Below are 23,876 nucleotides of genomic sequence, written 5' to 3' on the forward strand. Positions count from 1 at the left end.
AGGCTGATGGACCCAGCATTTGCGGCCCGTGACGAACATTATGTTCCCGCGGGACCGGCCACCTCCGAAACGGGCTGAACGGATCTCGACTGGAGGCCCCGCGCCGTCGCGATGCCAAGAAGGCCCATCGCCGCCCCGGCAAGTAGCAGCGTCAAAGACGTTCCCGCAGATGCCAAGCCGATGCCATAGACAATCGGCCCGAAGGCCTGACCCAGAAACATGAAGAATGAATGCATCGCGACCGCGGAACCGCGATTATGCGGTGCGAGTTCGGTCGCTTGGGTCTGGAGCGAGTTATGGATCATGTAGAAGCCAGTGCCAACGACTACGAATGTCGCCATCTCTACGGGCCAAGTCGCTCCGAACGACAGCAGCGCGAGGCCTAAGCCGGAGACGAGGCCACCTGCCATGATCACCTTGTAGAAGCCGAGGCGGCCGAGCATTAGCCGCACCAGCGCTGTATAGATGAACCCGCCGAGACCGAAACCCGCGAGCACAAGGCCCGCCTCTCTCAGTCCGCCCGCGCCCCTCTGTTCAAGGAGAACCGCGACGTAGGGGAACAATCCGAAAATTACGATCCCTTCGACGAAGACCGCGGAAAAGCAAACAATCGACCGTGGATTCGCGAAAACGATGCGATAGCCGTGAAGGAATTCCCCGAGACTCGGCTTTTCTCGCTGCACGCCGGGAGTGGAGTGCAACTGCCAAAGGGTGACGATAAACGCCACGAGCGCCAACGCCGTGGCGGCAGCGGTCGCTATGCGCCAGCCGAAAAACGATGCGACGAAGCCCGAGCCGATTGATCCGGTGAGCTGGCCCGCGATGATTGCGGTCAAGACCCGGGAGAGCGCCAACTGGCGCTCGGACATCGGGAAGCGATCGCCGACAATGGCGAACGCGAGCGGGATGATGCCGCCCGCCGCCGCTCCACCGATCAGTCGGGCAATCGAGAGCGTACCGAGTGTCGGCGCGAAGGCCGAGGCGGCCAGGCACACGGCCAGAACGGCCAAAGCGATTTTAATAATCCGGGCCTTCCCGAAGGCGTCCCCAAAGGCACCGAGCACTGGCTGGGCGAGCGCATAGGGGAATGCATAAAACGAGGCGAGCATCGCCACGGACGCGGGATCGACGCCGAGATCGCGCGAGATGTCGGGCACGACGGGGTCAATGATCCGCATCGACATTGAGCTGACGAAACAGCTCGTGGCGAGGATGGCTAGAATGCGCATTTGGGAAATCGGTTGTAGGAGGAAAGCTGCGACCTTCCTAACAGAAGCGGGGCAGGCCGTGAAACGACCTGCCCCGTATGTCTGGTATGTTTGGTGCTGGCGACTCTCCTTCGTCGAGCCGGCCGCCAGCGTCCTTCCTTTGGTGCTGGCGACTCTCCTTCGTCGAGCCGGCCGCCAGCACGAATGGCTGCCTCAGAACAACCCCTGGATCTGGCCTTTGTCGTCGAGACGGATCGAGTCGGCGGCTGGGACCTTCGGAAGGCCCGGCATCGTCATGATCTCGCCGGTGACGACGACAACGAATTCCGCGCCGGCCGACAACCTCAGTTCGCGGATCGGCACGATAAAACCCGTCGGCGCGCCGCGCTTTGACGCGTCCGTCGAGAAGGAATACTGCGTCTTCGCCATGCAGACCGGGAAGTGCCCGAAGCCTGCCGCCTCAAAATCCTTGAATTGCGTTTCGACGCTCGGCTCGCACGAGATGTCGGCGGCACGATAGATCTCCGTCGCGATCGTCTTGACCTTGTCGCGGAGCTTCATGTCGTCGGGATAGAGCGGCTTGAAGTTTGCCTTGCCCTCGTCAATCGTCTTAACGATGTGATGCGCCAATGCTTCCGTGCCCTTGCCACCATCAGCCCAGTGCGTGCAGAGGAAGGCCTTCGTCCCCATGCTCTCCGCAGCCTTCTGGACCTCCGCGACTTCGGCGTCGGTATCAGTGATGAACTTGTTGACCGCGACAACGGCCGGAACGCCGAACTTGTTGACGTTCTCGATGTGACGCTTGAGGTTTTCGCAACCTTTCGCGACCGCTGCAGGATTTTCGTTCTTGAGATCATCCTTGGCGACGCCGCCGTGCATCTTCAGCGCGCGCACCGTAGCAACTATGACAACTGCCGACGGAGAGATACCGGCCTTGCGGCATTTGATGTCGAAGAACTTCTCAGCACCGAGATCGGCGCCAAAGCCGGCTTCCGTAACGACGTAATCGGCGAGTTTCATCGCGGTTTTCGTCGCGAGAACGGAATTGCAGCCGTGCGCGATGTTGGCGAACGGACCGCCATGGATGAACACCGGATTGTTCTCAAGCGTCTGCACGAGATTGGGTTGCAGCGCATCCTTCAGGAGCACCGTCATCGCACCGTCAGCCTTCAAATCGCGGGCACGGATCGGCTTCTTGTCGCGGGTATAGGCGACGATGATGTTGCCCAGCCGGTTCTCAAGATCCTTGATGTCCTTCGACAGGCAGAGGATGGCCATCACTTCGGAAGCCACTGTGATGTCGAACCCGTCCTCGCGGGGGAAGCCGTTCGAAACGCCACCGAGCGAGTTGACGATGGAACGGAGGGCACGGTCGTTCATGTCGAGAACGCGCTTGAAGCCAATACGTCGCTGGTCGATGCCGAGGGCGTTGCCCCAATAGATGTGATTGTCGATGAGCGCAGAAAGTAGATTGTGAGCGCTCGTTATAGCGTGGAAGTCGCCGGTGAAATGGAGGTTGATGTCCTCCATCGGCACGACCTGGGCATAGCCGCCGCCAGCCGCGCCGCCCTTGACGCCGAAGCACGGACCGAGCGAGGGCTCGCGCAGCGCCGCGATCGCCTTTTTGCCAATATAGTTAAGGCCATCGCTGAGCCCGACTGTGGTCGTCGTCTTGCCTTCGCCGGCTGGCGTCGGGCTGATCGCCGTCACGAGGATGACCTTGCCATCCTTGTTGCCATCAAGCTGCTTTATGTATTCGGAAGTGACCTTGGCCTTGGTCCAGCCATAGGGAATCAATGCGTCGGCGGGCACGCCGACCTTCGCCGCAACCTCGGCAATCGGCATCAGCTTCGCTTCACGCGCAATCTCTATGTCGGACTTCACGGCCACGGATTTTTCCTCCCAGAAATCTTTTTTTATTGAGCGAAATCTTACCGATCTCGATCAAGTAGCGGTATTGAACTCACGTCGAGGGCACGCCCAGCACCTAAGGACGAAACTCGCATCGGTGCTCGACGGGATTATCCGCTGATGCCTTAGTTAGCTCGATGACGCAAGGTCTACTCAACGTCGCGGGGGAAGCGAATTCTCAGCGAACCACCGGCGCCTTTCCATGATGCACCGCGGCAAAGATTAAGAGGGCTCATATACTCTCTATACGGACCAAGGGGACAGGGTCTTGCAAGAACGAACCGATCGCTTTGAACATGCGTCCCGCGGCTTGCGATTTAAGACGCTGCGCCGCCGCGTCTACGAAATCATCGAGACGGGCCATGGCGACGACCTGGCGAGCAAGATCTTCGACTGGTTCATTGTCGGTCTCATTCTTTTAAACGTCGCCGCGTTCGTCGCGGAGACCGTGCCGGGACTGCGGGCGAAATGGGGGACATGGTTTCATTGGTTCGAGGTTTTTTCCGTCGCGGTCTTCACCATCGAGTATGCGTTGCGGATCTGGACAGCGGTCGAGGTGCCGTACCTCGCCCGACGACAGCCGTTGAAAGCGCGCTTGAAGCTGGCGCGTCAACCGGCGCTGCTCATCGATCTCGCCGCTTTCCTGCCGTTCTATATCAGCAACCTCGTCGCGATCGATCTGCGTATTCTGAGAACGCTCAGACTTCTTCGCTTCTTGAAATTGTCTCGCTATTCGCCAGCGATGTACACGCTGGTCCGCGTGCTCTCAAACGAGCGAAAGGCGCTCGCTGGTGCGTGCCTGCTTCTCGCGACCGCGCTGCTCTTCTCCGCGACGCTGATGTATTACATCGAAGGCGATGCCCAGCCCGATAAGTTCGGCAGCGTTCCTCAGGCGGCGTGGTGGGCCATCGCGACGCTGACGACCGTCGGCTACGGCGATGCGACACCCATCACCGCGCTCGGCAAACTGGTCGGCGGCTTCACGATGGTCGTTGGACTTTGCATTCTCGCGCTGCCGGTGGCGATCATCTCGACGGGCTTCGCGCAAGAGCTGCAACGGCGCGATTTTGTCGTCACTTGGTCGTTGATGTCGCGCGTTCCGCTCCTGGCGCGGCTCAACGCGCGGGAGGCGACTGAGATCATGCCTTTGCTGCAAGCACACAATTTTCCGCCGCACGTCGAGGTCGTAAAAAAGGGGTCGCCGGGTGACGCGATGTATTTCATCGCTTCGGGAAAACTCGAAAAACACGCCGGCGACGAGCGGCACACTTACTCGGCGGGCGATGTCTTCGGCGTCGGCGCGATGTTCGATGATGGCGTGCATGTCGACGCCGTCGTGACGGCGTCGAAGTGCAGCCTGCTCAAACTGCAGCGCGAAGATTTTCATCGCCTCGCGACGACGCAGCCGAACATCGCGTCGCATATTCGCAGCCTTGCCGCCGATTTCCGCGACGACACATAATATTGCACCACAAAAAAACAGCGAGCTTCAAGAGCACGCTGTTTTCAAATCCTCGAAGGATTTTTGAAGACTTACTTCGCGGGGACGGCGCAGGTCTTCGCCTTCTTGTCCCACTTGCCCTTAGCCTTCTTGCAGTCGGCCTTGGTCTTGGGAGCAGCGTCGTCAGCAAAAGCAACGACGGGGGCCGAAACGGCCATCAGAAGACCAGCAATAACGGCGCCGCTCAGAACCTTGGAAATCATATGTCTCTCCTTCGCATCTCGTCCGGCCATCGCGGCCGGTCAGCAAGGGTGCTTAAGGAAGCTTCTTTGCAGGTTTCTGGCGGCCAGCATACATTTGCGTAAGGTTGCGACGCGCTCTGATCAAACTTGCGAAAAGACAACAGATTTCGACTGCAGCCAGGAAAATAAAACTTGGTTTGGATCTGAAATCCCGCACGAAGGGCAGGCAAAAATAATCAGCCTACGGCCCTTACGACCAATACCGTCGCATTGTCCTGGTAGGGTTCGCGGATCGCTTCGATTGAGCGGATAATTGCTCGGGCGACAGCCGCCGCACCGTCCTTCGCGTAGCCCTGAATCAAACGGGCGATCTCGCCGGTTTCGAGCGTCGCGATGCCGTCGCTTGCCAAGACGACATAATCACCGGGCTCAAGCTTCAGCGGTTGACGCGAAACATCGAGCAGATCGATTTCCTCGCCCGTTACAGCCGAACGTAACATATGCCGGCGCGGGTCGTGACGAGCTTCATCGGCCGTCAACTTGCCTTCGGCAACCAAGCGGTCGAGTTCAGGCGCGAGCGAGTGATCCTCGTTCAGGAGAGCCATCTCGCCGCGACGAAAAAGAAAGAGCGGGCTATCGCCGACACTGACCCATTCGATCCCTTCGGGACTGAAGCCCGCGCCAATGAGCGTCGAGCCCATTCCGGCGAGCAGCGGATTTTCGGAAATCTTGCTGGCGACGGCGGCGTTGGCGGCGCCGAGGCCCGCGATCAACCGCTCGCTCAATTCGCCTTTCGCCGCCGCAGCGGACTTGAGGAAGTGGTCGCAAACGGTACGGCTTGCCAACGCTCCACCGGTGTGACCGCCCATGCCGTCGGCGAGGACTGCCAAGCCAGCCCGGTCATACCCCGGTCCCTCACTTGACAACGCTACAGGCTCGCCGCCATCCGACAGGAAAGCAGCTGTATCTTCCTGGTAGTCGCGGGCTCCGCGCGTCGCGGCGACTGCATGCTCGAACGGCGGCATTCGATCCTTAAGCTTCGGAAATCTCTGACCAGTCAAAATCGCTCCCGCAGAACGGCAGGAATGCGACTTGCGTGCGCCCGAGCGTTATGACGTCCATCGGCTGCAGCGGCACAGGGCCCGCCGGTCGCTTGTCGTTCACGGAAACGACATTCGTCTTAGCAAGATTTGGGACAAAGAGGAAAGACCGATCCGTCGAATCGTAGCGCAGATAGGCTTGCGCCTCATTAGATATGGCGTCGTCACCGAAATCGAGCGGAATACGGTTGTCGGGCGAGCGCCCCAAAGTGTTGTTGCCCTCAAAAATCGGGCGGAACGACCCGAGACCCGGGCCACCAACAACGATCAGGAAGCCAACGACGGGGTCGCGCTCGAAAACGCCGTGCTCGATCTTCTGCTTACCGCGCACCAGGACCGTCCGGGGTTCCTCTTCCGGCTCCACGACTTTGCGGGGTTTTAACGGTTCGGGACGAATGACGCGCGTGGTCGGGGGAGCATCAGATTCGGCGGGACGGCCGAGGCGCTCTGGAATTTTAGGTTCGGGGCCAATCTTCGCGAGCCGGGCGGCCTCTTCAGCACTCAAAATATCGGCTTTCGGCGCGAGCGGCGGCGGTGTCGGCGCTTCATCGCTCTTGGCGGCCGGTGGCGGCGGAGGCGTGGCTGGCTCGGCCTTGGCAGGCGAAGCGGCAGGGGTTGTATCATCGCGGCCTGCGGCCATGAGCGCATCCCTTAGAGACCCTAAAAATTTATGCGGCTTTCCGCCCTTCGCCTCGTTGTCTGCACCGGTCTCGCCTCGATCGACAGCCATCGACAAAATCTCCCTCCGAATTTGGATAGGCGCAAACCCTCCGCAGGGCGGCGCCACAGCACAATACGCATGAACTGGAACCTGGACAGAACCTTGGCGACGGCGCGAGTATTACCCAGCGCCGGCACGAAAACGCAGCTTTCCCGGGCCAAGCTGGATAAGATCACCATCGTTGAGGCGCGCCTCGCAGCAGCGTTTGCCGTTGACGATCAAGCCGTTGCTTTCCACGCCCGTGAGATCGGTGATGTGCCAATCGTCATGATCTTCGCGATGAATGGCAGCATGATAGCGATGCACATACCGGCTTGGTATGCGAATGTCATTATCATCTTCCCGACCAATTCTCAGCATGTCGCGCGCGATGGCGCAGCGCATGCCGCGGCCGTTTTCAATCTCGACGAAGGGTTGGCGGCGAGGAATCGCGTGGCGTTCCGCGACGTTGGCGTCGAATTTGTCATCGCGCCCTGGTTTATAGATGCGCGTCGCGTCTTTCGAACGCGTGAGTGGCTTCGATAGCCTGACAAACGCGGCGAGCAAAGGGAGACAAACCGCGAGCACCATGCCGATCGTCAGTGCGGGCGCCACGCGATAGCCCTCCCAAAAAAGCGCGTTGGCTTTTGCCGCTAGCGGACCGGCCGCGTCGAGAAAATTTTTTGCGCCGCCGTGCGACGTCGACAATGTCAAGACTGCCAAAGGAAGAAGAATCGCCGTACCGGCTATGGCGGCTCGTGTTCTTCGCGACCGCGCGTGCATCATGATTCGGGCTCCCATCGCGCCACGCTATTTGGCGAGGAGATATCGGCGGCAACATGGCTGGAAGGCGACACCTCGGGGATTTATTCATCATGGGTTCATCGCCCGTCGATACGCCACATTCTTGCGTCATCGGTTCAAAACAGAGACAAGAGGGTGCTGGCTCTCTGAGCGGCCAGAACAGGACCGGCAAAAAGGCCTGCGCTGCAGGCAAAACCCAGGGCGTGTAATCACCAGCGCGCGGACGGCCCGTGCACGAGGACAATGACGCAGCTTGTCGCTTTACCGGATGGCACAGAACTCGCGGGCGATTACAAAATCGTCCGGGTTCTCGGCGCGGGCGGCTTCGGCGTCACGTATCTTGCCGACGAACCGGAACTGACGCGCAAGGTCAGCATCAAAGAATACTTCCCTAGCGATTTCGCGCTCCGCACGGAAAATCTGGAAGCGACACCGCGCTCTGAAAGTTGCACCGGCGACTATAACTGGGGTCTCGACCGCTTCATGGAAGAAGCGCAGACCCTGGCGAAGTTCGACCACCACAATATCGTGAAAGTGCATCGCATCTTTCGGGCGAACAACACCGCCTACATGGTGCTGCGGTTCGAGGAAGGCAAAAGCCTCAAGAACTGGCTCAAGGATCTCGGCCGGGCGCCGCGTCAGAAAGAACTCGACCAGATCGTATCGCCGCTGCTCGACGCGCTCGAAGTCATTCACAAGGCCGACTTCCTGCATCGCGATATCGCGCCAGACAACATCATCATTCGCAACGCCGGCGACCCGGTTCTGATCGACTTCGGCGCGGCGCGCAGCGACATCGCCGCCCATTCGAAGACGAAGACCGTCTCGGCGCTCGTGAAGCCTGGCTACAGCCCCTATGAGCAGTATGCGGAGACCAGCCGCCAGCAGGGGCCGTGGACCGATATCTATGCGTTCGCGGCAACGCTCTATCATGCGGTCACCGGAAAACGGCCGCCCGATTCGCCGTCGCGAATGCTGAAGGACGAAATGGTGCCGGTGCGCGACGCAGCGCTCGCGGGATATCGCCAATCGTTTCTTGCGGCGATCCAGCAGGCGATGGCGCTTTCGGTCGATGCTCGCCCGCGTTCGGTCGCCGAGTGGCGCGGCGCTCTACTGGCGCCGGATCCGGAAAAGCCCGGTCTTTTCCAGCGTCTGAGAGACAAGACGGAAGTTCGCCGCAAGCAAGAGGAAGAAAAGCGCGCGGTCGACGTCATTACAAATGCGCCGGTTCCGCCGCCGCCCGATGCGCCTGGTCCGAAAGGCGGCATGCTCGATTTCGTCGAAGCGCTGAAAGATCCGCAAGCGGCGAAGAACGGGGGCAAGACCAAAGCCCCGGCGCCACCACCCGCGCAATCCGCCGCCGCGAAAAAGGCTGCGGCATCGGAAAAGGCAAAAGCAAAAGCGGCAAAGGCAAAAGCTGAGAAGGCCAACGCCGCGGAGAAGTTGCCGCCGCTACCGCCGCCGCCACGTCCCTTGCCCGAGAAGGCGAAATCGAAGGTTCGTCCGAAGCCCGACGTGGCGCGGCGACCATTCGGGCGCTGGCTCAAGACGAGGCTCATCATCGCGGCTGGCATCGCGGGCGTCGCCTTCGCGTTTCACGATCGGATACCGCAATTTCTGACGACGCACGGAACCGCGATCACCACGGGGACCATCTCGAAGCCCGGAGCCCCGGCGCCCGATCCGTCGCTGACGGAGACCGCCGAGATCAAGGCCTACGACGTGCCCATCGAACGTCTGGCGCTCAGCGGCGATGGGCGTCTGATCGTGACGGCGGCGCATGAGGCGCAGCTTAAAGTCTGGTCTTATGACTCGCGCTATCAGCTCGGCACGATCCCGCTCGAAGATGGGCCCGCCGTTTCGCTTGCGGTTCGCAACAATCGCGTCGTGACAGGGCACGCGGACGGTACGGTTGCGGTCTACGATCTCGATACCAAGCGCCGGCTCTTTCACTTCAAGCGCAACGACGCGACGATCTGGGCCGTCGACTTTATCGACTCGGAAGATCGCGTCGCTGCCGCGAGCCACGATTGGACGGTCGCGCTGTGGGAAACCGCATCCCAGGACGCTCCGGTCGCCGTGCTCGAAGGGCATGAAAACGCCGTGCAAGCGCTCGCTGTCGACTCTTCGGGCCGGTGGATCGCATCAGGCGGCGCGGATCGTGCTGTCCGAATTTGGAGTGCCGAGACGAAAGACACGCGGCGGCTCTACCGCAACAATTCCGATTTCATCTCGGCGCTCAGTTTTTCGCCTGACGGCGCGATGCTGGCGACGGGAAGTCTCGACGGCACGGTCAAGCTGTTGTCGATGAACTCCTATCGGATGCAGCGGTCGCTCAGCGGGCATAATGCGCGCATCACCTCGCTGGCGTTCTCGGCGAGCGGCGATCTCCTGGCATCGGCGTCGGAGGATGGCGTCGTGCGCATCAGAAATTTGAAGCGACCGCGCAACTTCCTGCCGCTGACGGGCATTGGCTCGGGCGCCAAATCCGTCGTGTTTTCCAACGATGGCCGCACACTTTTGACAGGCGGACAGGACGGCGTGATCCGGTTGTGGTCATTGCCGGGCGCGCAGGTGGCGCAACGCAATTGAGGCCTGCTCGGCTTGCGTGCTCGAAGCGGCTTCGTTAGACAAACTCGAAATGCCTGTGGGCCGCGCCTTAGAGACAAAGGGCTGCCATCATTAGCCCCAAAATGAATAGATCGACTCAACCTTGGAGGGGCACTCGATGTTCGGGTGGCGCAGACGCAGCGAAGGCTTTGAATGGAAGGACTACGTGCGGACGACCGTTCTCGTCCGCAGGGCCGACCGTCAACGCCGGATCGAAGATGTGCGTGTTGCCGCGATCGAGAAGGTCAAGAACGTCGCCGATGCCGGTGTGGACGCTGGGCGAGCCGGTGCTTCTGCGGCCAAGACCGGGCTCCTCCACATCCTAGCGCTGATCGGGCGCGCGATCGCCGACGCCTCAATCGCGATCTTTTGGGGCTTCGTGCGTTGGGTGGCGTTCGCGTGGAACATCATCAAGGATGGCGCGGAGGCCGTTGCCGCGCCGTTGCGTAGCGCCATCCGTGTTCCCGCCGACGCGGCGCGCGACAAGCTCAAGATGATGCCCGACGTCGCGCGGAAATTTCCGATCAAGGCGCATCATCTGATCAGCGCGGCGCTGGTCGTAGGGCTGATCTATGTCGGCGGCCCGATGCTCAGAAGCGCCGACGGCATCAGTGCTCCGGTTCTGGACATCTCAACTGGCGCGCCGGACGCTTCGCATCAGGTGACGATTTCAAACGAGATCTCTGGTTCGGCCGCCGCCCTGACGGGAGATACAATGCGCGTCGACGGGGCGCTCGTTCGTCTCGCGGGCATCGAGGCGCCGGAATCGACTCAGCCCTGCTATCGGACGAACGGGCGGCGCTGGAATTGCGCATCAACGGCGCGCTCGGGCCTCAACACGATCGTTCGCGGCCAAAAGGTGACTTGCACACCCTCCGGACAGGACGATAGCGGACGAACACTTGCGCATTGCCTGATCGGCGGCGGCAAAGATATCGCGACGGAGCTCGTCCAAGCGGGCTACGTATTTGCGACCGACACGTCGTTTTTCAGCTCGCTCGGCGGCGAGGAAAGCACCGCCCGCGACGCCAAGCGCGGGATATGGCAAGGCGAGGTGGTCCGCCCGCAAGACTGGCGCGCCCAGGCATGGGAATCCGCCAAACGCGATGCGCCGGACGGCTGCCCGATCAAAGGCGTCGTGAGGTCGTCGGCGAAAATCTATGCGCTACCGTGGTCGGACGTTTATGCCAAAGCGCGGGTGCGGCAGGAGCGCGGCGAACGCTGGTTCTGCAGCGAGGACGATGCGAAGGCAGCCGGTTTCGCGCCGTGGGATAAATCCTGAGATCCCGCCCCGAAATCAGGTCAGGCGACGCCGCAAAAAAAATCCCGCAGTCGGGGGAGACTGCGGGTTAAAAGCCGACCTTTACGCTCGTGGGGACGTGGGACAGCGCAAACGATCTATGCGGATCATACGGCCAAAGGTGGCAGAAACTTCAAGCCGGGAACGGCCGCGATTCGTTTTTTTGACGTCAAGATGTGTCTGTTCAGACCCGCATCGGTGCGCGATCGCAACAGCGGTTCTCCTGCCATTATGGCAATGTTTCCCACGCGGACCGTCCGACTGTGCTGCGGCGGCATCAGGTGCGGCGCTTTGCTGGGGAGCTTCGGAAGCTCCGGTCACAACCTGAGGTTCTAGGGCGGAGGCGAATTGCTCGGCACGGGACATCACCGACCCGCACCTCTGCACCCAGAGTGTGTGCAAAAAAATCGGTGTGCAGAGGTTTTGCGGGTGACCGAATTCCGATTCTCCTTTGCCTCTGGCAAGTCTCGGAGAGACCAGCCAGAAGTTTGTGTTGCAGATTCACACCTCGTTTTTTCTGAACAGTCGAAGGTTGGTCTCGGCGCTCCCTGTTTTGGAGAGCTACCGCTAAAGTGCCCGCATCTAGGGGCACGGGCGTTAGTAACCAGAGGGGTTTAGTTTATGTTGCGCAGACTGGTACTAGGGCTGTGCGCCATCTTGGCCACGGGCGCCGCGGCTTTAAGCGGTGTCGGGACAATGACCGTGGTCGGAGCCGTTGCTGGCGCCGCGGGCCTAATGAGCACCGTGACAGCGGCGGAAGCTCAATCTTGGCGCTACCGGCATCATCGCCATCGCTACCACTATCGCCACGGCGATCAGCTTATCCTGATTGCTGAAACCGACGTCGATCTCTCACTCGACCGCTACACGATTGATGTTCGGCAAGCCAAAGGCGCTTACAAAGGCATTCGCATCAAGAATGCCATGGGTAAGTTGTTCGACGTGCAGAAGGTTCAGATCGTCTACAGCGACGGCACCGTCTGGAACGAAGACCGCCAAATCGACATGTATTGGGGCGAGCGCAGCCGTCCCATCAACCCGACCTACGACAGCAAATTCATCGACCAGATCATCATCCAGCAGGAGCCGGGCCGTGGCCGCGGACGCCTGCAGATCATCGGCATTCAAGACCGCGAAGGCCGGGAAATGGATCGATCGGATCGCAGCGGGCGGCCCGACCGAGGTCCCGATCGCGGGCCTGATCGCGATATGTCGAATGGGATCACGACACGCCCGACGGCGCCGGTCGCATCGCAAGCGTCACCCGGCCAGCGGACCGAGGGCGGCGACGTTCTGTTCGGGGCGCAATACGTGGGCTTCCTCACGGACCGGGATGTCATCAGGATCGGCAGCGAAATTGGAAAGTTTGCGAAGATCCGCCTGCGCGTGCTCGACAACGACATCCACATCACCGAGATGAAGATCGTCTACGCGAACGGCGAGAGCGACACGCTGGCGATCAACGCCGATATTCCGAAAAACTCCCGAACGAACTGGATCGATCTCAGAGGCGACCGCTTCATCAAAGAGATCCAGCTCGTCTATCGGTCACGGCCGAGCTTCAACGGACAGGCACGGATCGAAATCTTCGGACGGTATGCACCGGGCTGGCTCGGACCGAACGGCGAAGGGCGTAAATATAACCAAGGCTGGGTGCTACTCGGCGCGCAGACCGCAGGTTTCATCGGCTTCGACAAGGATATCATTCCGGTCGGCAGCAACGAGGGCGGGTTCCGGCGCATCCGCGTGACGGTCCGCGACCGTGCCATTACGCTTAACGAGGTCAAGGTCGTCTATCAGGACGGGCAGGAAGAGACCGTTCCGATCCGGACCCGCGTCGATGCGGGCGGCACGTTTGGCCCGATCGATCTGAGGGGCGGACGACGCGGGGCCATAGACCATATCGAAGCCAAGTACCGTTCTAGGTTCTTCGACTCCTCGGCGAAGGGCAAAGGTTCGGCCATCGTAGAAATCTGGGGCCAGCATTACTAGGTTTCGTCTCGATGACAGCCATTCAGAGAATCAGGAGGGGCGGGCACAATCCGGCCCTCTTTTTTCGCATGAATGCCCGCCGGCTCGAAAACGCGGCGGTTTTTGCGCAAAAATGGCGTCGTAGCGCACGGTTATCTGTCGGAAACGACGTCAACGGCGTTTCGCGAAACGGGGCGAATATGCTACGCGATGAAACCATGTCGGCGGCTGTCGATTCCAGTCTTGGGGGACCATTGCTTTGAATTTGAGCCTTAAGCAGCCGCTGCAGGCGGAAGGCCGCGCGGATGTCATCATGCGCGAGACGCGGCCGGCCTCGCCCCCTCCGGCAGCCATGCCCGAAACGCAGAAACAGCGGGTGCGTCGCCTCGCCGCTCACTGCCAGAAATACCGCGGGTCGGTTCCGGCTCTCGCGATCCAGCAATTGGTAACAACGCTGGTGCCGCTGGTGCTGCTCGTCGGCGTCATGTTTGCCACCGTCGAACACGCCTATTGGGTGACGCTGCTGCTTGCGCTTCCCGCAGCCGGGCTTCTCGTCAGAGCCTTCATCATTCAGCATGACTGTGGCCACGGATCGTTTTTCTCGTCGCGCCCCGTCAACGATTTTGTCGGCCGCGCCATGAGCCTGCTGACACTCGCACCCTATGGGCTGTGGCGCCGCGAACATGCGCAACATCATGCGACGTCAGGAAATCTCGATCGTCGCGGCGCTGGCGATATTGATACGATGACCGTCGCGGAATACCAGAAGCTCTCGAAGCTCGGAAAACTGCACTACAAGCTCTACCGTCATCCGTTGTTCTTGTTCGGGCTCGGCGTTCCGGCTTATTTCGTCCTTATTCAGCGGCTGCCCTGGATGCATTCGCTGCCGCCGCGCGATGCCTGGAAGAGCGTTCTGGCGCTGAACCTCGGTCTCATCGCGTTCTATGCGCCGCTTTGCTACTTCTTCGGCGTTGCCAATGTCCTCTGGGTCGGTTTGCCGGTGCTGCATATCGCGGCCGCGACGGGCGGGTGGCTGTTCTTCATCCAGCATCAGTTCGAAGAGACGACCTGGGACAAGGCGGAGGGCTGGGATTTCCAAGTCGCCGCGCTGCTCGGTTCGTCTTATTATGATCTACCGAAGATTATGAACTGGTTCACCGGCAACATCGGCCTGCACCACATTCATCACCTCAACAGCATGATCCCGAACTACAGGCTCTCGGCCTGCCTTGAAGCGAGCCCCGAGCTTAAATCGATCAACAGACTGACGCTGCGCGACAGCATAGCCTGCGCGCGGTTGAAGCTTTGGGACGAAGATCAGCGCCGCCTTGTCGGCTTCGACGAACTTCCCACAACAGCGTAAGGCCTATTTGTTCGCGCATTGCCATGACCCAAGAGACTGCGCGAACGCCGACGGATGAACTCGTCACTGTTCGTGACTGGCTGAGATACGCCGTCACGTCGATGACCCGGGCGCGGCTCGTCTACGGGCACGGCACGTCGAACGCCATCGAGGAAGCTGCGTTCCTCATTCTTTCAGCGCTCGACCTGCCAATCGAGGACGTCAATCCGTGGCTCGACTGCCGATTGACGGTCGCCGAACGCGACGGCATCGCGTCGCTGATTTCGAGGCGGATCGAAACGCGAAAGCCTGCCGCATACCTGACGAACGCCGCCTACATTCAAGGACGCAAATTCTACGTCGATGAGCGTGTGATTATCCCGCGATCGTTCATCGGCGAACTCTTGGTGCAAGACCAATTGGCGGCAATCGTTCCTGATCCGCTGGCGGTTACGCGCGTGCTCGATTTATGCACGGGCTCGGGATGTCTTGCCGTTCTGGCTGCCGAAGCGTTTCCGAACGCGGACGTCGATGCGGGCGACATTTCGAACGAGGCTCTAGCCGTCGCGCAGCGAAACATCCACGATTACGGCCTTGAAGATCGGGTTCACACTTTTAAATCGGATCTGTTTGCCGACTTACCGTCCGCGACTTACGATCTGATCATTTCCAATCCGCCTTACGTCACCGCGGAGGCCGTTGCCGCCTTCCCGCCGGAATATCAGGCGGAACCGACGCTCGCTCACCTCGGTGGCACTGACGGCATGGATCTCGTGCGTCGCATTTTGGTCGACGCTCCGGCGCGGCTGGCGCTCGGCGGCAGCCTCATCGTCGAGATCGGCGACGGACAAGACGCTCTTGCCGCATCACGACCCGACTTGCCATTCCTGTGGCTCGATACCGAGGTGAGCAAAGGCGAAGTCTTCGCGCTTTTCGCCGATGATCTGAAACCCGCAGGCCCGGAAAGCGGGCGAAAGCGCCAAGGCCCCGCCCGCCGTTGAGCCTTCAGCCGAAGGCGCCGAAGTGGTGCGAGATGCCGGTGCCGATCTCGCGGACGAACTCGTACGAAATTTCCATCGGCGTCAGGATTTCCGTCTCGAGACGGGCATAGTCATCGATGCCGCGCGGACGGTAGCTCGCCTGCTCGTCGAAGGATTTTCCAGCGAGGTTCTTCGCGTCGTGCGGGAAGGCTTTGCGCAGAACACTCAACACTTCAGGAATTTCCAGGCTCAGCGCCATTTCCAAGACCTGCGCATGAGACAGACCATCCTGCGGTGCGAAGCGTGGAAGCTGCGCCGCCAGGATGAAGATCCGCATGATCAGCGCCAGCCGGATCGCCTGCAGGAGATCGAGTTCGAGGCGGTTCTCGTCGGGCACCATGCCGTCTTCGATGTTCAGGTCGGCGAGGATGGCGTGAAGATCGATCGCATCAAGGCGCAGGAGATGGACAAGCTCGGAGATGTCACCGTGGCGGTCGTCGGGCAGCAGGTGTGTCGCGAGCGTGCGGAAGGCGCTGTTCAACGCCGCCTCACGGCCCCATGACGCACGCGATGCCCAAAGCCCGGCATTGAAGACCTGAGCATTGGCCGCCATGGCGTTGAGGCTTGAGATTGTCTTGCCGTGCGCAATCATCGCGAGCAACGACTGCAGCCGCTTCGACGACTTCGCGAGTTTTTTGAATCGATCACGGTCTGCGCCAACCGCGGTTCCGAGGCCGGCGACGACGTTCGCGATATAACCGAACTGCTGAAGAATGGCGTTGTTCGGAATGGCGCGCATGCGAGCCGGGTTTCCGCGATCGGAGGCATGTTCGCCCTGACGCTTCACCGGTCGCGAACCCGTTTTGAAAAGCAGGTTCGGTCCGAAAGCACCGAGAAGGGCGCGGTAGCCGTCGTGCGCGAATAGCTCCTGCTGGAAGGCGCGGAGCCGCAGGAAAAAGTCGAGGCTGAAATCCTGCTCGTAATAGAACGGATCTTTTTCGGCAGGCGGGATGTCGCCGTCCATGATGATCGTCGCCAGCGCGCGCGTCGTCAGCGCACGATTGCCGAAGAACATATAGCCATCGCCGCCCTGGAAGCTCGTCTCGTGCTTGACTGGGATCTTGGCCGCGCCGAAACGACGGCGCACCTCGTTGGTCATGACGTAATGGAGGCGGCGGTAAAGCGTTCCTGGATGTGCGCCGCGGCCCATCGATTCGCCGTGCGTCGAGAAAAGGAGCGTCTCGATGCCGTCGAGCTTGGCGTTGTCGATCGAAGCCGCGAGAGCCTTATAGTAGCGTTCGACGGCAAGCGTCGCCGAGATCTGTCCGATGAAGCGTCCGGCGTCGGAGAAGCCGGTCTGGACACTCAGACGCTTTCTGCCCTTGATGTACTCGCGGTAGGTCTCTTCCTCAACGAGGCGCTCCATGATGCGCGCGCCGTTCTCGAGACCCGTAGGGGTTTCGAATAGCGGAGAGATATCGGTGATGTGATCGACGCCGAAGAGCTTGGCGAAGAACACCGCGATCAAGACGGTGGCTGGGGATTCGCATTCGGCGATCAGGAAGCGGATGGGCGTTTCCTTATCGACGTGCTTCATGATCTGTGCGGTTAACGCAAACTGGCGGATCGCGGTCGCGGTTTCGAGGTCGAGCGTCGCGAAGTTGACTGTCTCGCGCGGCGTATTCTTGATCATCTCGACGATGCGCGCGAGCGACTGGCTTTCCGTCAGGTCGCGCGTCCACGGCTCGTGAACGTAAGCGCGGAAGGCGTTGTGCAGTTGCAGGGCGTTGATGCGCAGATGGATGTGCGACATGCCGAGACCGGTCGCCTCGACGAGACCCGCAAGGGCGGCCGTTGCCCGCTTCATCTGCGGGGCTTGCACCGTATCGATCAGCGTATTGAAGAGCGCCAGCAACGGCTCGACCGTCAGCAGATTATAGCCGTCCGTCTTGGTCATGACGTTGGCGGCCTTGGCGAGCCCTTCGGTGTCGTTCGTGAAGCTTTCGAGCGCCTTCAGCTGCTCATCGACGGCGGCGATGCCAAGATCGAGCTTACCGACGATCTGGCGAGCAACGCGTTGCGCCGCGTCGCCACTTTCGAGCTTATGCTTCAGCACGACGAAGCGTTCGCGGACGTCGGCGAGGGCGCCGCGCTTCTCGCGCAAGCGCACCTGGAACGAAAACGTCCAGGCGATATCGGTGCGGCCGTCGAGATCGTAGCCGACCCACGAGGCGAAGGTCGTGAGTTTGGGGCGGAGCTTGAACGCGGCATCGCCGTACTTCTGCGACGCGACGCTAAAGAAGCCGTGCAGCAGTTCTTCGTAGGCGTTCCGTAAATTACGGATCGCGTCCTGGGCGCACTTGTGCTCGTGGTTGAGCGTCAGCGTATCCTCTGGACGATGCGGCAGGCCGATCGTCGCGTCGGTGTTCGAATCGGCGACGGCGATGTCGACCATGCGCCGGTAGAGCGCGTCCGACAGACCGAACGTCGGATGCGCCGTCAGAACGATGCCCGTGCGGGCACGCGACCATCGCTCGGCGAAGGCTTCGATATCGTTGCCGGCCATACTCGCCGTCTTCTCGACGTAAGCCGTGAAATCCTTCAGCGTCGACGCCTGGTCGATATAGCCGATCTTGTCGCGCAACCCCCGGGCGCGACGGACGCAGGCGCGATCCATCAGCCGGCCGGCGAGGCCCTTTACTTCACTGAACGACACTTCGTTCGATTCGAGCCGGCGCGACAGATCGAACGCGACGTTCAGAATCGGGTTGAGCGAAGGGTTGTCAGGAATTTTCGTTCTGAGCCGCTTCAGCTGGTCGATCAACTCGGTTTCGTCGAGTTTTGTCGAGCCAACAGCGGGCGTCGTGTCCTGCATCACCAAGGCTCCACGTCCCGATGAGGGACAGAATATTCAGATAGATTCAGAGTGTAGCGGAGAGGGCGGCCGGAGGCAAAAACGCGCTCCGGCCGGCATCTATCGTTACGCGACCTTGCGCATCCGACCGAGGACCTGGGCAATCGTCGAACCCATTTCCGACGGCGTCGGTGCGATGGTGACGCCGCAATCCTTGAGGATCTCGACCTTCTCGGCGGCGGATTCGCCGAACGCCGAAACGATCGCGCCGGCATGGCCCATCTTGCGGCCCTTCGGAGCCGACAAGCCGGCGATGTAAGCGATCACCGGCTTCTTCATGTGCTCTTTGGCGAAGACGCCAGCTTCGGCTTCCTGCGGACCGCCGATTTCGCCGATCATCAGAACGGCATCCGTCTCGGGATCGTTCTCGAAAGCTTCGAGAACGTCGCGGTGCGAAGAACCGTTGATCGGATCGCCGCCGATGCCGACCGACGTCGAGACGCCGATGCCGAGCTCTTTCATTTGCTCTGCGGCTTCATAGCCGAGCGTACCGGAGCGGCCGACGATGCCGACGCGGCCCGGCAGGTAGATGTGTCCCGGCATGATGCCGAGCATGGCTTTGCCGGGCGAGATCGTACCGGCGCAGTTGGGCCCCGTCAGAACCATGCGGCTCTCTTTCCGATAGCGGCGCATGTAGCGCTTCACGCGGATCATATCCTGGGCCGGAATGCCGTCCGTGATGCAGACGCAGTATTTGATGCCCGCATCGGCCGCTTCCATGATGGCGTCGGCGGCGAACGGCGGCGGCACGAAGACGATTGACGCTTCGGCGCCGGTTTCGTCGACTGCGCCCTTGACGGTGTTGAACACCGGGCGGCCGAGGTGAGAACTGCCACCTTTGCCGGGCGTCACGCCGCCAACGACGTTCGAGCCGTAGTCGATCATTTCTTGAGCGTGAAACGTGCCGATACGTCCGGTGAAGCCCTGGATCAGGATCGGCGTCTTTTCATTGATAAAGATTGCCATTGGTGCGTTTCTCCGGAATTAGGCCGCTTTTTTTGCTGCTTCGACGGCTTTTTTCGCTGCTTCCGCCAACGTGTTCGCGCTGATCACGGTGAGACCGCTGGTGTCGATGATCTTACGACCTTCCTCGACATTCGTTCCGGCGAGACGGACGACGATCGGCATCGTGATGTTCAATTCCCTGACAGCGTCGACGACGCCTTTCGCGACCCAATCGCAACGATTGATGCCAGCGAAGACGTTGACGAGGATGGCGCGGACGTTCTTGTCACGAAGCACGGCGCGAAACGATTTCGTCACGCGCTCGGGCGAAGCACCGCCGCCGATGTCAAGGAAGTTCGCGGGATCGCCGCCTGCGAGTTTGATCATGTCGAGCGTCGCCATCGCGAGGCCGGCGCCGTTGACGATGCAGCCGATATCGCCTTCAAGGCCGACGTAGGAGAGGCCGCGGTCGGACGCATAGGTTTCGCGCGTGTCTTCCTGGCTCTTGTCGCGAAGCTCGGCGATGTGCGGACGGCGGAACAGCGCGTTATCGTCGAACGACATCTTGGCGTCGAGCGCCAGGACCTGCTTCTCCTTGGTGATGACGAGCGGATTGATTTCCACCATGATCGCGTCGAGATCGCGAAACGCGCGGTAAGCGCCCATGATTGCGGGCACGATTTTGTTGACGATGTCGGGATCGACGCCCAATCCGAATGCCAGCTCGCGCGCCTGGAACTGCTGCATGCCGACCGCCGGGTCGACCGTCACGCGGATGATCGTGTCGGGCTGGGTGGCGGAGATCTCTTCAATGTCCATGCCGCCCGCGGCCGAGGCGACCACGACGATCCGCTCGGACGCGCGATCCATCACGAAGCCGAGATAGATTTCGCGATCGATGTTGGTCGCTTCTTCGATGTAAAGGCGAGAGACCAGCTTACCAGCCGGTCCCGTCTGAGTGGTGACGAGCTTACGACCGAGCATCGATTCGGCCGCTTCCTCGATCTCCTGCTCGTTGCGGCAGAGCTTGACGCCGCCAGCCTTGCCGCGCGCACCAGAATGGATCTGGGCTTTCACGACGACTGCGCCGCCAAGCTCGCTCGCGCGATAGGTCGCCTGCTCAGGACTATAGGCCAATCCACCGCGCGGGATCGGCACGCCAAACTTCGCAAGAAGTTCTTTTGCTTGGTATTCGTGAATGTCCATTATTGGACCTCCCTAGGATTATTTGACGTTTCCCGGTTCGTTTCTTATTTCGCGCGGGCTGCCTCGGCGGCCTTGATCGCAGCAGCCGTGACGAGCAAGTTCTTCGCCATCTTCTCAGATGCCGCGTCGATCATCTTGCCGTCGAGAGAAGCCGCGCCCTTGCCCTGAGCTTCAGCTTCCTTCAGAGCGACGAGAATGCGCTCGGCGCGTTCGACTTCCTTGGCTGTCGGCGAATAGATCTCGTTCGCGAGTTCGATCTGCGACGGGTGGATGGCCCACTTGCCTTCCATGCCGAGAGCGGCGCCGCGGCGAGCCGCTGCCTTGTAGCCTTCCGGATCGTCGATGCCGCCGAACGGTCCGTCAATTGGCCTTAGGCCGAAGGCGCGGCAAGCGACCGTCATACGCGACAGCGGGAAATGCCACTGGTCGCCGGGATAATCGGGGTTCAAGCCGCCGATGACGACGGTGCGCGCCTTGTTGAACGCGGAGTAATCGGCAACGCCGAAGTGCATCGATTCGAGGCGGCTCGGAGCGGAAGCGATGGCTTCGACGTTGGCCATGCCGAGCGGCGTCTCGATGAGTGCTTCCGTACCGATCTTGTTGGTTAGGCCCTTTGCGACTTCGATCTGGCTGACGATGCATTCGACCGTGTAGACGTCCGCTGGTACGCCGACCTTGGGAATGAGGATCGTGTCGAGGTGCGCGCCCGCCTGCTCGCAAATGTCGATGACGTCACGATACATATAGTGCGTGTCGAGGCCGTTGATGCGAACTGAAACGCTCTTGCCCGCTGCTTTCCAATCGAGGTCATTCAGCGCCTGAATGATGTTCTTGCGGGCCTGTTCTTTCTCGGGCGGCGCAACGGCATCTTCGCAATCGAGGAAGACATAGTCGGCGGCGCTCTTGATGGCGCGATCGATCATGCTCGGATTTGAACCCGGCACGGCGAGGTATGAGCGCTGCAGGCGCTGCTTGCGGGTCGGATAAAGCGTGAAGCTCATTGTGGGGGGTCGCCTTCCTAGATATCGGTTCGCGTTTGTTATCGTTGCATAGCTTTGGTCATGAAAGATCGGCACCCGGCCCTCGATGAGGACCGGGTGCGAACAGTCTTAAGCGGCCTTTGCCTGCTTCGGCGTGGCGCCAGTAGCGGACTTGGTCGCGGTCTTGCTGAAGTACTCAGCAGCAGCACCGGTGCCGGAACCGAGCTTGATGTTGATGCCCGTATCCTTCAGCGCCATTTCGACTGCGAAGAGAACGCCACCGATCATGAACTCATCGAGCGCACCGAGATGGCCGATGCGGAAGACCTTGCCAGCAACCTTGTTGAGGCCGGTTCCGAGCGAGGTGTTGTAGCGATAGTAGGCGGTCTTGAGCACAGCGTTGGCATCGAAGCCTTCCGGCACCAAGATCGCCGACACCGTATCGGAATGCCACTTCGGCTCCTTGGCGCAGAGCTTCAAGCCCCATGCATCGACAGCCGCGCGGACGCCGCTCGCCATGCGGTGATGACGCGCGAGAACGTTGTCGAGGCCTTCGGCGAAGATCAGATCAAGGGACGCGCGCAGGCCACGAATGAGCTGCGTTGCCGGCGTATATGGGAAGTATCCAAGATCGTTGGTTTTGATCATGTCTTCCCAGGAGAAAAAGCAGCGGTTCATGCGGCCGTTCTGCGACTTGTTGGCGTCGAGCGCCTTCTGACTGACGGCGAGAATGCCGAGACCTGTCGGGAGCATGAAGCCCTTCTGCGAACCGGAAACGCAGCAGTCGACGCCCCATTCGCCCATGCGCATGTCGAGCGAACCAACGGACGAGACACCGTCGACGAACAGGAGTGCGGGATGCTTGGCGGCATCGAGCGCCTTGCGAACGCCGGCAATATCGGAGCTGACGCCCGTTGCCGTTTCGTTGTGCGTGGCGAAGACGGCCTTGATCTCGTGGTTCTTATCCTTGGCGAGAATGTCGGCGTACTTTTCGAGCGGAACGCCCGTGCCCCACTCTTCGTCGCAAAGCTCGACCTTGAGACCCATCCGCTCGGCCATGTCGACCCAGAGCAACGAGAACTGACCAAAGCGGCTCATCAGAACCTTGTCGCCGACGGCGAGCGTGTTCTCGATTGCGGATTCCCAAGCGCCGGTGCCGGACGACGGGAAAATAAATACGCGGCCGTCCTTCATCTTGAAGACCTTCTTGAGATCTTCAAAAACCGGCAGCGTGAACTTCGGAAATTCGGGAGAGCGCATGTCTTCCATCGGAAGATTCATGGCCATCCGGACGGCGTCCGGAATTGTGGTCGGGCCGGGGATGAAAAGATGTGGCGTAACGGTCATTGAAGCGTTCCTCCGCGCTGCGTTGAGCCAAGCCGACGATCCCCGATGTGGCGGGGGAGACGTTCCGGCGTGCTTTTGCTGATCCTTCCGCCCGATCGCAGAAGCGGGCGTCGGTCTTAACTAGCAGGCGGACAGTGATGGTGGGAATGGAAAACTATCAACACCCTGTTGGGCAGTGAGAGCTACCCACCTCGTTGTGCTTTCGTGCAGCTACGAGAGGAGAATAAACATTAGTGCTACTGCTGCTCGGAACGGTTAACGGAGACGTGCAGCGCAACAGCCATGGCGCGGTTCGAGACACCAAGTTTATCGTACAAATTTTTCAGATGATATTTCACTGTGTTGCGCGAAATGCCGGTGCGCGCGGCGATCTGCAAGTTGGTCCAGCCGTTCGCAAGTGCAGCAAGCAATTCGCGTTCGCGGGCTGTCAGTCCTTCAAGTGGATCGTGATTCAAGAGATCGATGTCGACGTATGGCAGCGACAAGCGGCCACGCGCGACCGAAACGACCGCTTCCAACAAGACTTGCGGATCTTCCGTCTTCGAGACGAACCCCCAAGCGCCACCTTTTATGGCTTGGCGAAGCACGTCGTTGGAACGCTCGCCGGTGTAGATGATGATTCGCGTCTGCCACTTCTCTTGCTTCACACGCTGAAGCACACCGCCGCCGGTCATGTCGGGCAATGCCCATCCGACGACAGCGATCTCGACGGGCTTTGTTCTCAGCGCGTTGATCAACGCTTCGCCGGTCGGGTGAACTCCGCAGACGTTGAAGCGTCCGTCGCGCTCGATCAGCGCGTCGAGACCTGCACGGACGACCGGGTTCTGATCGGCGATCGTGACCTCGATCTTGGCGGCCATTCGAGCGAAGCTCTC

The 23,876-nt window shown here is 60.6% G+C and carries 18 protein-coding genes; 6 read left to right on the top strand and 12 right to left on the bottom strand.

All coding sequences use genetic code 11. The annotated features are described in order from the left end of the window. Nucleotides 1-38 precede the first annotated feature (38 nt). Both WC811_RS11635 and WC811_RS11640 read right to left on the bottom strand, forming a co-directional pair. Nucleotides 39-1,229, bottom strand: a complete 1,191-nt coding sequence (locus WC811_RS11635) for an MFS transporter (RefSeq protein ID WP_372644618.1) — start codon at nt 1,227-1,229, stop codon at nt 39-41. A gap of 192 nt (nt 1,230-1,421) precedes the next feature. Further along, nucleotides 1,422-3,098, bottom strand: coding sequence for a formate--tetrahydrofolate ligase (locus tag WC811_RS11640; RefSeq protein ID WP_372644620.1), 1,677 nt, complete (start codon nt 3,096-3,098; stop codon nt 1,422-1,424). 289 nt (nt 3,099-3,387) lie between these two features. On the opposite strand from WC811_RS11640, the gene WC811_RS11645 reads away from it, so the two are divergent. Continuing rightward, the gene (locus WC811_RS11645; RefSeq protein WP_372644623.1) at nt 3,388-4,581 is read left to right on the top strand and encodes a cyclic nucleotide-gated ion channel; all 1,194 of its coding nucleotides are present in this window, start codon (nt 3,388-3,390) and stop codon (nt 4,579-4,581) included. Between the two features lie 71 nt (nt 4,582-4,652). Here the strand turns inward: WC811_RS11645 and WC811_RS11650 are convergent, their stop codons facing one another. The 4 genes from WC811_RS11650 to WC811_RS11665 form a co-directional block, all read right to left on the bottom strand. Continuing rightward, the gene (locus tag WC811_RS11650) at nt 4,653-4,823 is read right to left on the bottom strand and encodes a hypothetical protein (protein ID WP_372644625.1); all 171 of its coding nucleotides are present in this window, start codon (nt 4,821-4,823) and stop codon (nt 4,653-4,655) included. A 215-nt stretch (nt 4,824-5,038) separates the two neighbouring features. Next, nucleotides 5,039-5,827, bottom strand: a complete 789-nt coding sequence (locus tag WC811_RS11655; RefSeq protein ID WP_372644627.1) for a PP2C family serine/threonine-protein phosphatase — start codon at nt 5,825-5,827, stop codon at nt 5,039-5,041. A gap of 7 nt (nt 5,828-5,834) precedes the next feature. Further along, nucleotides 5,835-6,632: an FHA domain-containing protein gene (locus WC811_RS11660; protein ID WP_372644630.1), complete on the bottom strand. Its 798-nt coding sequence runs from the start codon at nt 6,630-6,632 to the stop codon at nt 5,835-5,837. Between the two features lie 111 nt (nt 6,633-6,743). Further along, complete coding sequence (locus tag WC811_RS11665; RefSeq protein ID WP_372644632.1) at nt 6,744-7,388, bottom strand: FHA domain-containing protein; 645 nt, start codon at nt 7,386-7,388, stop codon at nt 6,744-6,746. A gap of 261 nt (nt 7,389-7,649) precedes the next feature. Between WC811_RS11665 and WC811_RS11670 the strand changes: the two genes are divergently transcribed. The 5 genes from WC811_RS11670 to prmB all read left to right on the top strand — a co-directional run bounded on the left by WC811_RS11670 (nt 7,650) and on the right by prmB (nt 15,630). Then, nucleotides 7,650-9,998 (top strand): protein kinase, encoded by a 2,349-nt coding sequence (locus WC811_RS11670; RefSeq protein ID WP_372644634.1) that lies wholly within the window; start codon nt 7,650-7,652, stop codon nt 9,996-9,998. A gap of 136 nt (nt 9,999-10,134) precedes the next feature. Continuing rightward, nucleotides 10,135-11,298, top strand: a complete 1,164-nt coding sequence (locus WC811_RS11675; RefSeq protein WP_372644637.1) for a thermonuclease family protein — start codon at nt 10,135-10,137, stop codon at nt 11,296-11,298. 714 nt (nt 11,299-12,012) lie between these two features. Further along, complete coding sequence (locus tag WC811_RS11680) at nt 12,013-13,308, top strand: DUF2541 domain-containing protein (protein ID WP_372644639.1); 1,296 nt, start codon at nt 12,013-12,015, stop codon at nt 13,306-13,308. 238 nt (nt 13,309-13,546) lie between these two features. Next, nucleotides 13,547-14,650: a fatty acid desaturase gene (locus tag WC811_RS11685; protein WP_372644641.1), complete on the top strand. Its 1,104-nt coding sequence runs from the start codon at nt 13,547-13,549 to the stop codon at nt 14,648-14,650. A gap of 23 nt (nt 14,651-14,673) precedes the next feature. After that, nucleotides 14,674-15,630, top strand: coding sequence for a 50S ribosomal protein L3 N(5)-glutamine methyltransferase (gene prmB / locus WC811_RS11690; RefSeq protein WP_372644643.1), 957 nt, complete (start codon nt 14,674-14,676; stop codon nt 15,628-15,630). 4 nt (nt 15,631-15,634) lie between these two features. On the opposite strand, the gene WC811_RS11695 is transcribed toward prmB, so the two are convergent. The 6 genes from WC811_RS11695 to WC811_RS11720 form a co-directional block, all read right to left on the bottom strand. Further along, on the bottom strand, nt 15,635-18,484 hold the full coding sequence (locus tag WC811_RS11695; protein ID WP_372644645.1) for a phosphoenolpyruvate carboxylase: 2,850 nt from the start codon (nt 18,482-18,484) through the stop codon (nt 15,635-15,637). Nucleotides 18,485-18,589: 105 nt separating this feature from the next. After that, nucleotides 18,590-19,489, bottom strand: coding sequence for a succinate--CoA ligase subunit alpha (gene sucD / locus WC811_RS11700; RefSeq protein ID WP_372644647.1), 900 nt, complete (start codon nt 19,487-19,489; stop codon nt 18,590-18,592). A gap of 18 nt (nt 19,490-19,507) precedes the next feature. After that, nucleotides 19,508-20,674: a malate--CoA ligase subunit beta gene (locus WC811_RS11705; RefSeq protein WP_372644650.1), complete on the bottom strand. Its 1,167-nt coding sequence runs from the start codon at nt 20,672-20,674 to the stop codon at nt 19,508-19,510. A gap of 44 nt (nt 20,675-20,718) precedes the next feature. Continuing rightward, nucleotides 20,719-21,675 (bottom strand): CoA ester lyase, encoded by a 957-nt coding sequence (locus tag WC811_RS11710; RefSeq protein WP_372644652.1) that lies wholly within the window; start codon nt 21,673-21,675, stop codon nt 20,719-20,721. Between the two features lie 108 nt (nt 21,676-21,783). Continuing rightward, a complete protein-coding gene (locus WC811_RS11715; RefSeq protein WP_372644654.1) occupies nt 21,784-23,001 on the bottom strand; it encodes an aminotransferase class V-fold PLP-dependent enzyme in 1,218 nt (405 codons plus the stop codon). A gap of 236 nt (nt 23,002-23,237) precedes the next feature. Continuing rightward, entirely contained in the window at nt 23,238-23,861 is a 624-nt protein-coding gene (locus WC811_RS11720) for a response regulator (protein ID WP_372644656.1), read from the bottom strand. Between the last annotated feature and the right edge of the window lie 15 nt (nt 23,862-23,876).

Origin of the sequence: Hyphomicrobium sp. (assembly GCF_041659645.1) — a bacterium.
GTDB lineage: Bacteria > Pseudomonadota > Alphaproteobacteria > Rhizobiales > Hyphomicrobiaceae > Hyphomicrobium_B.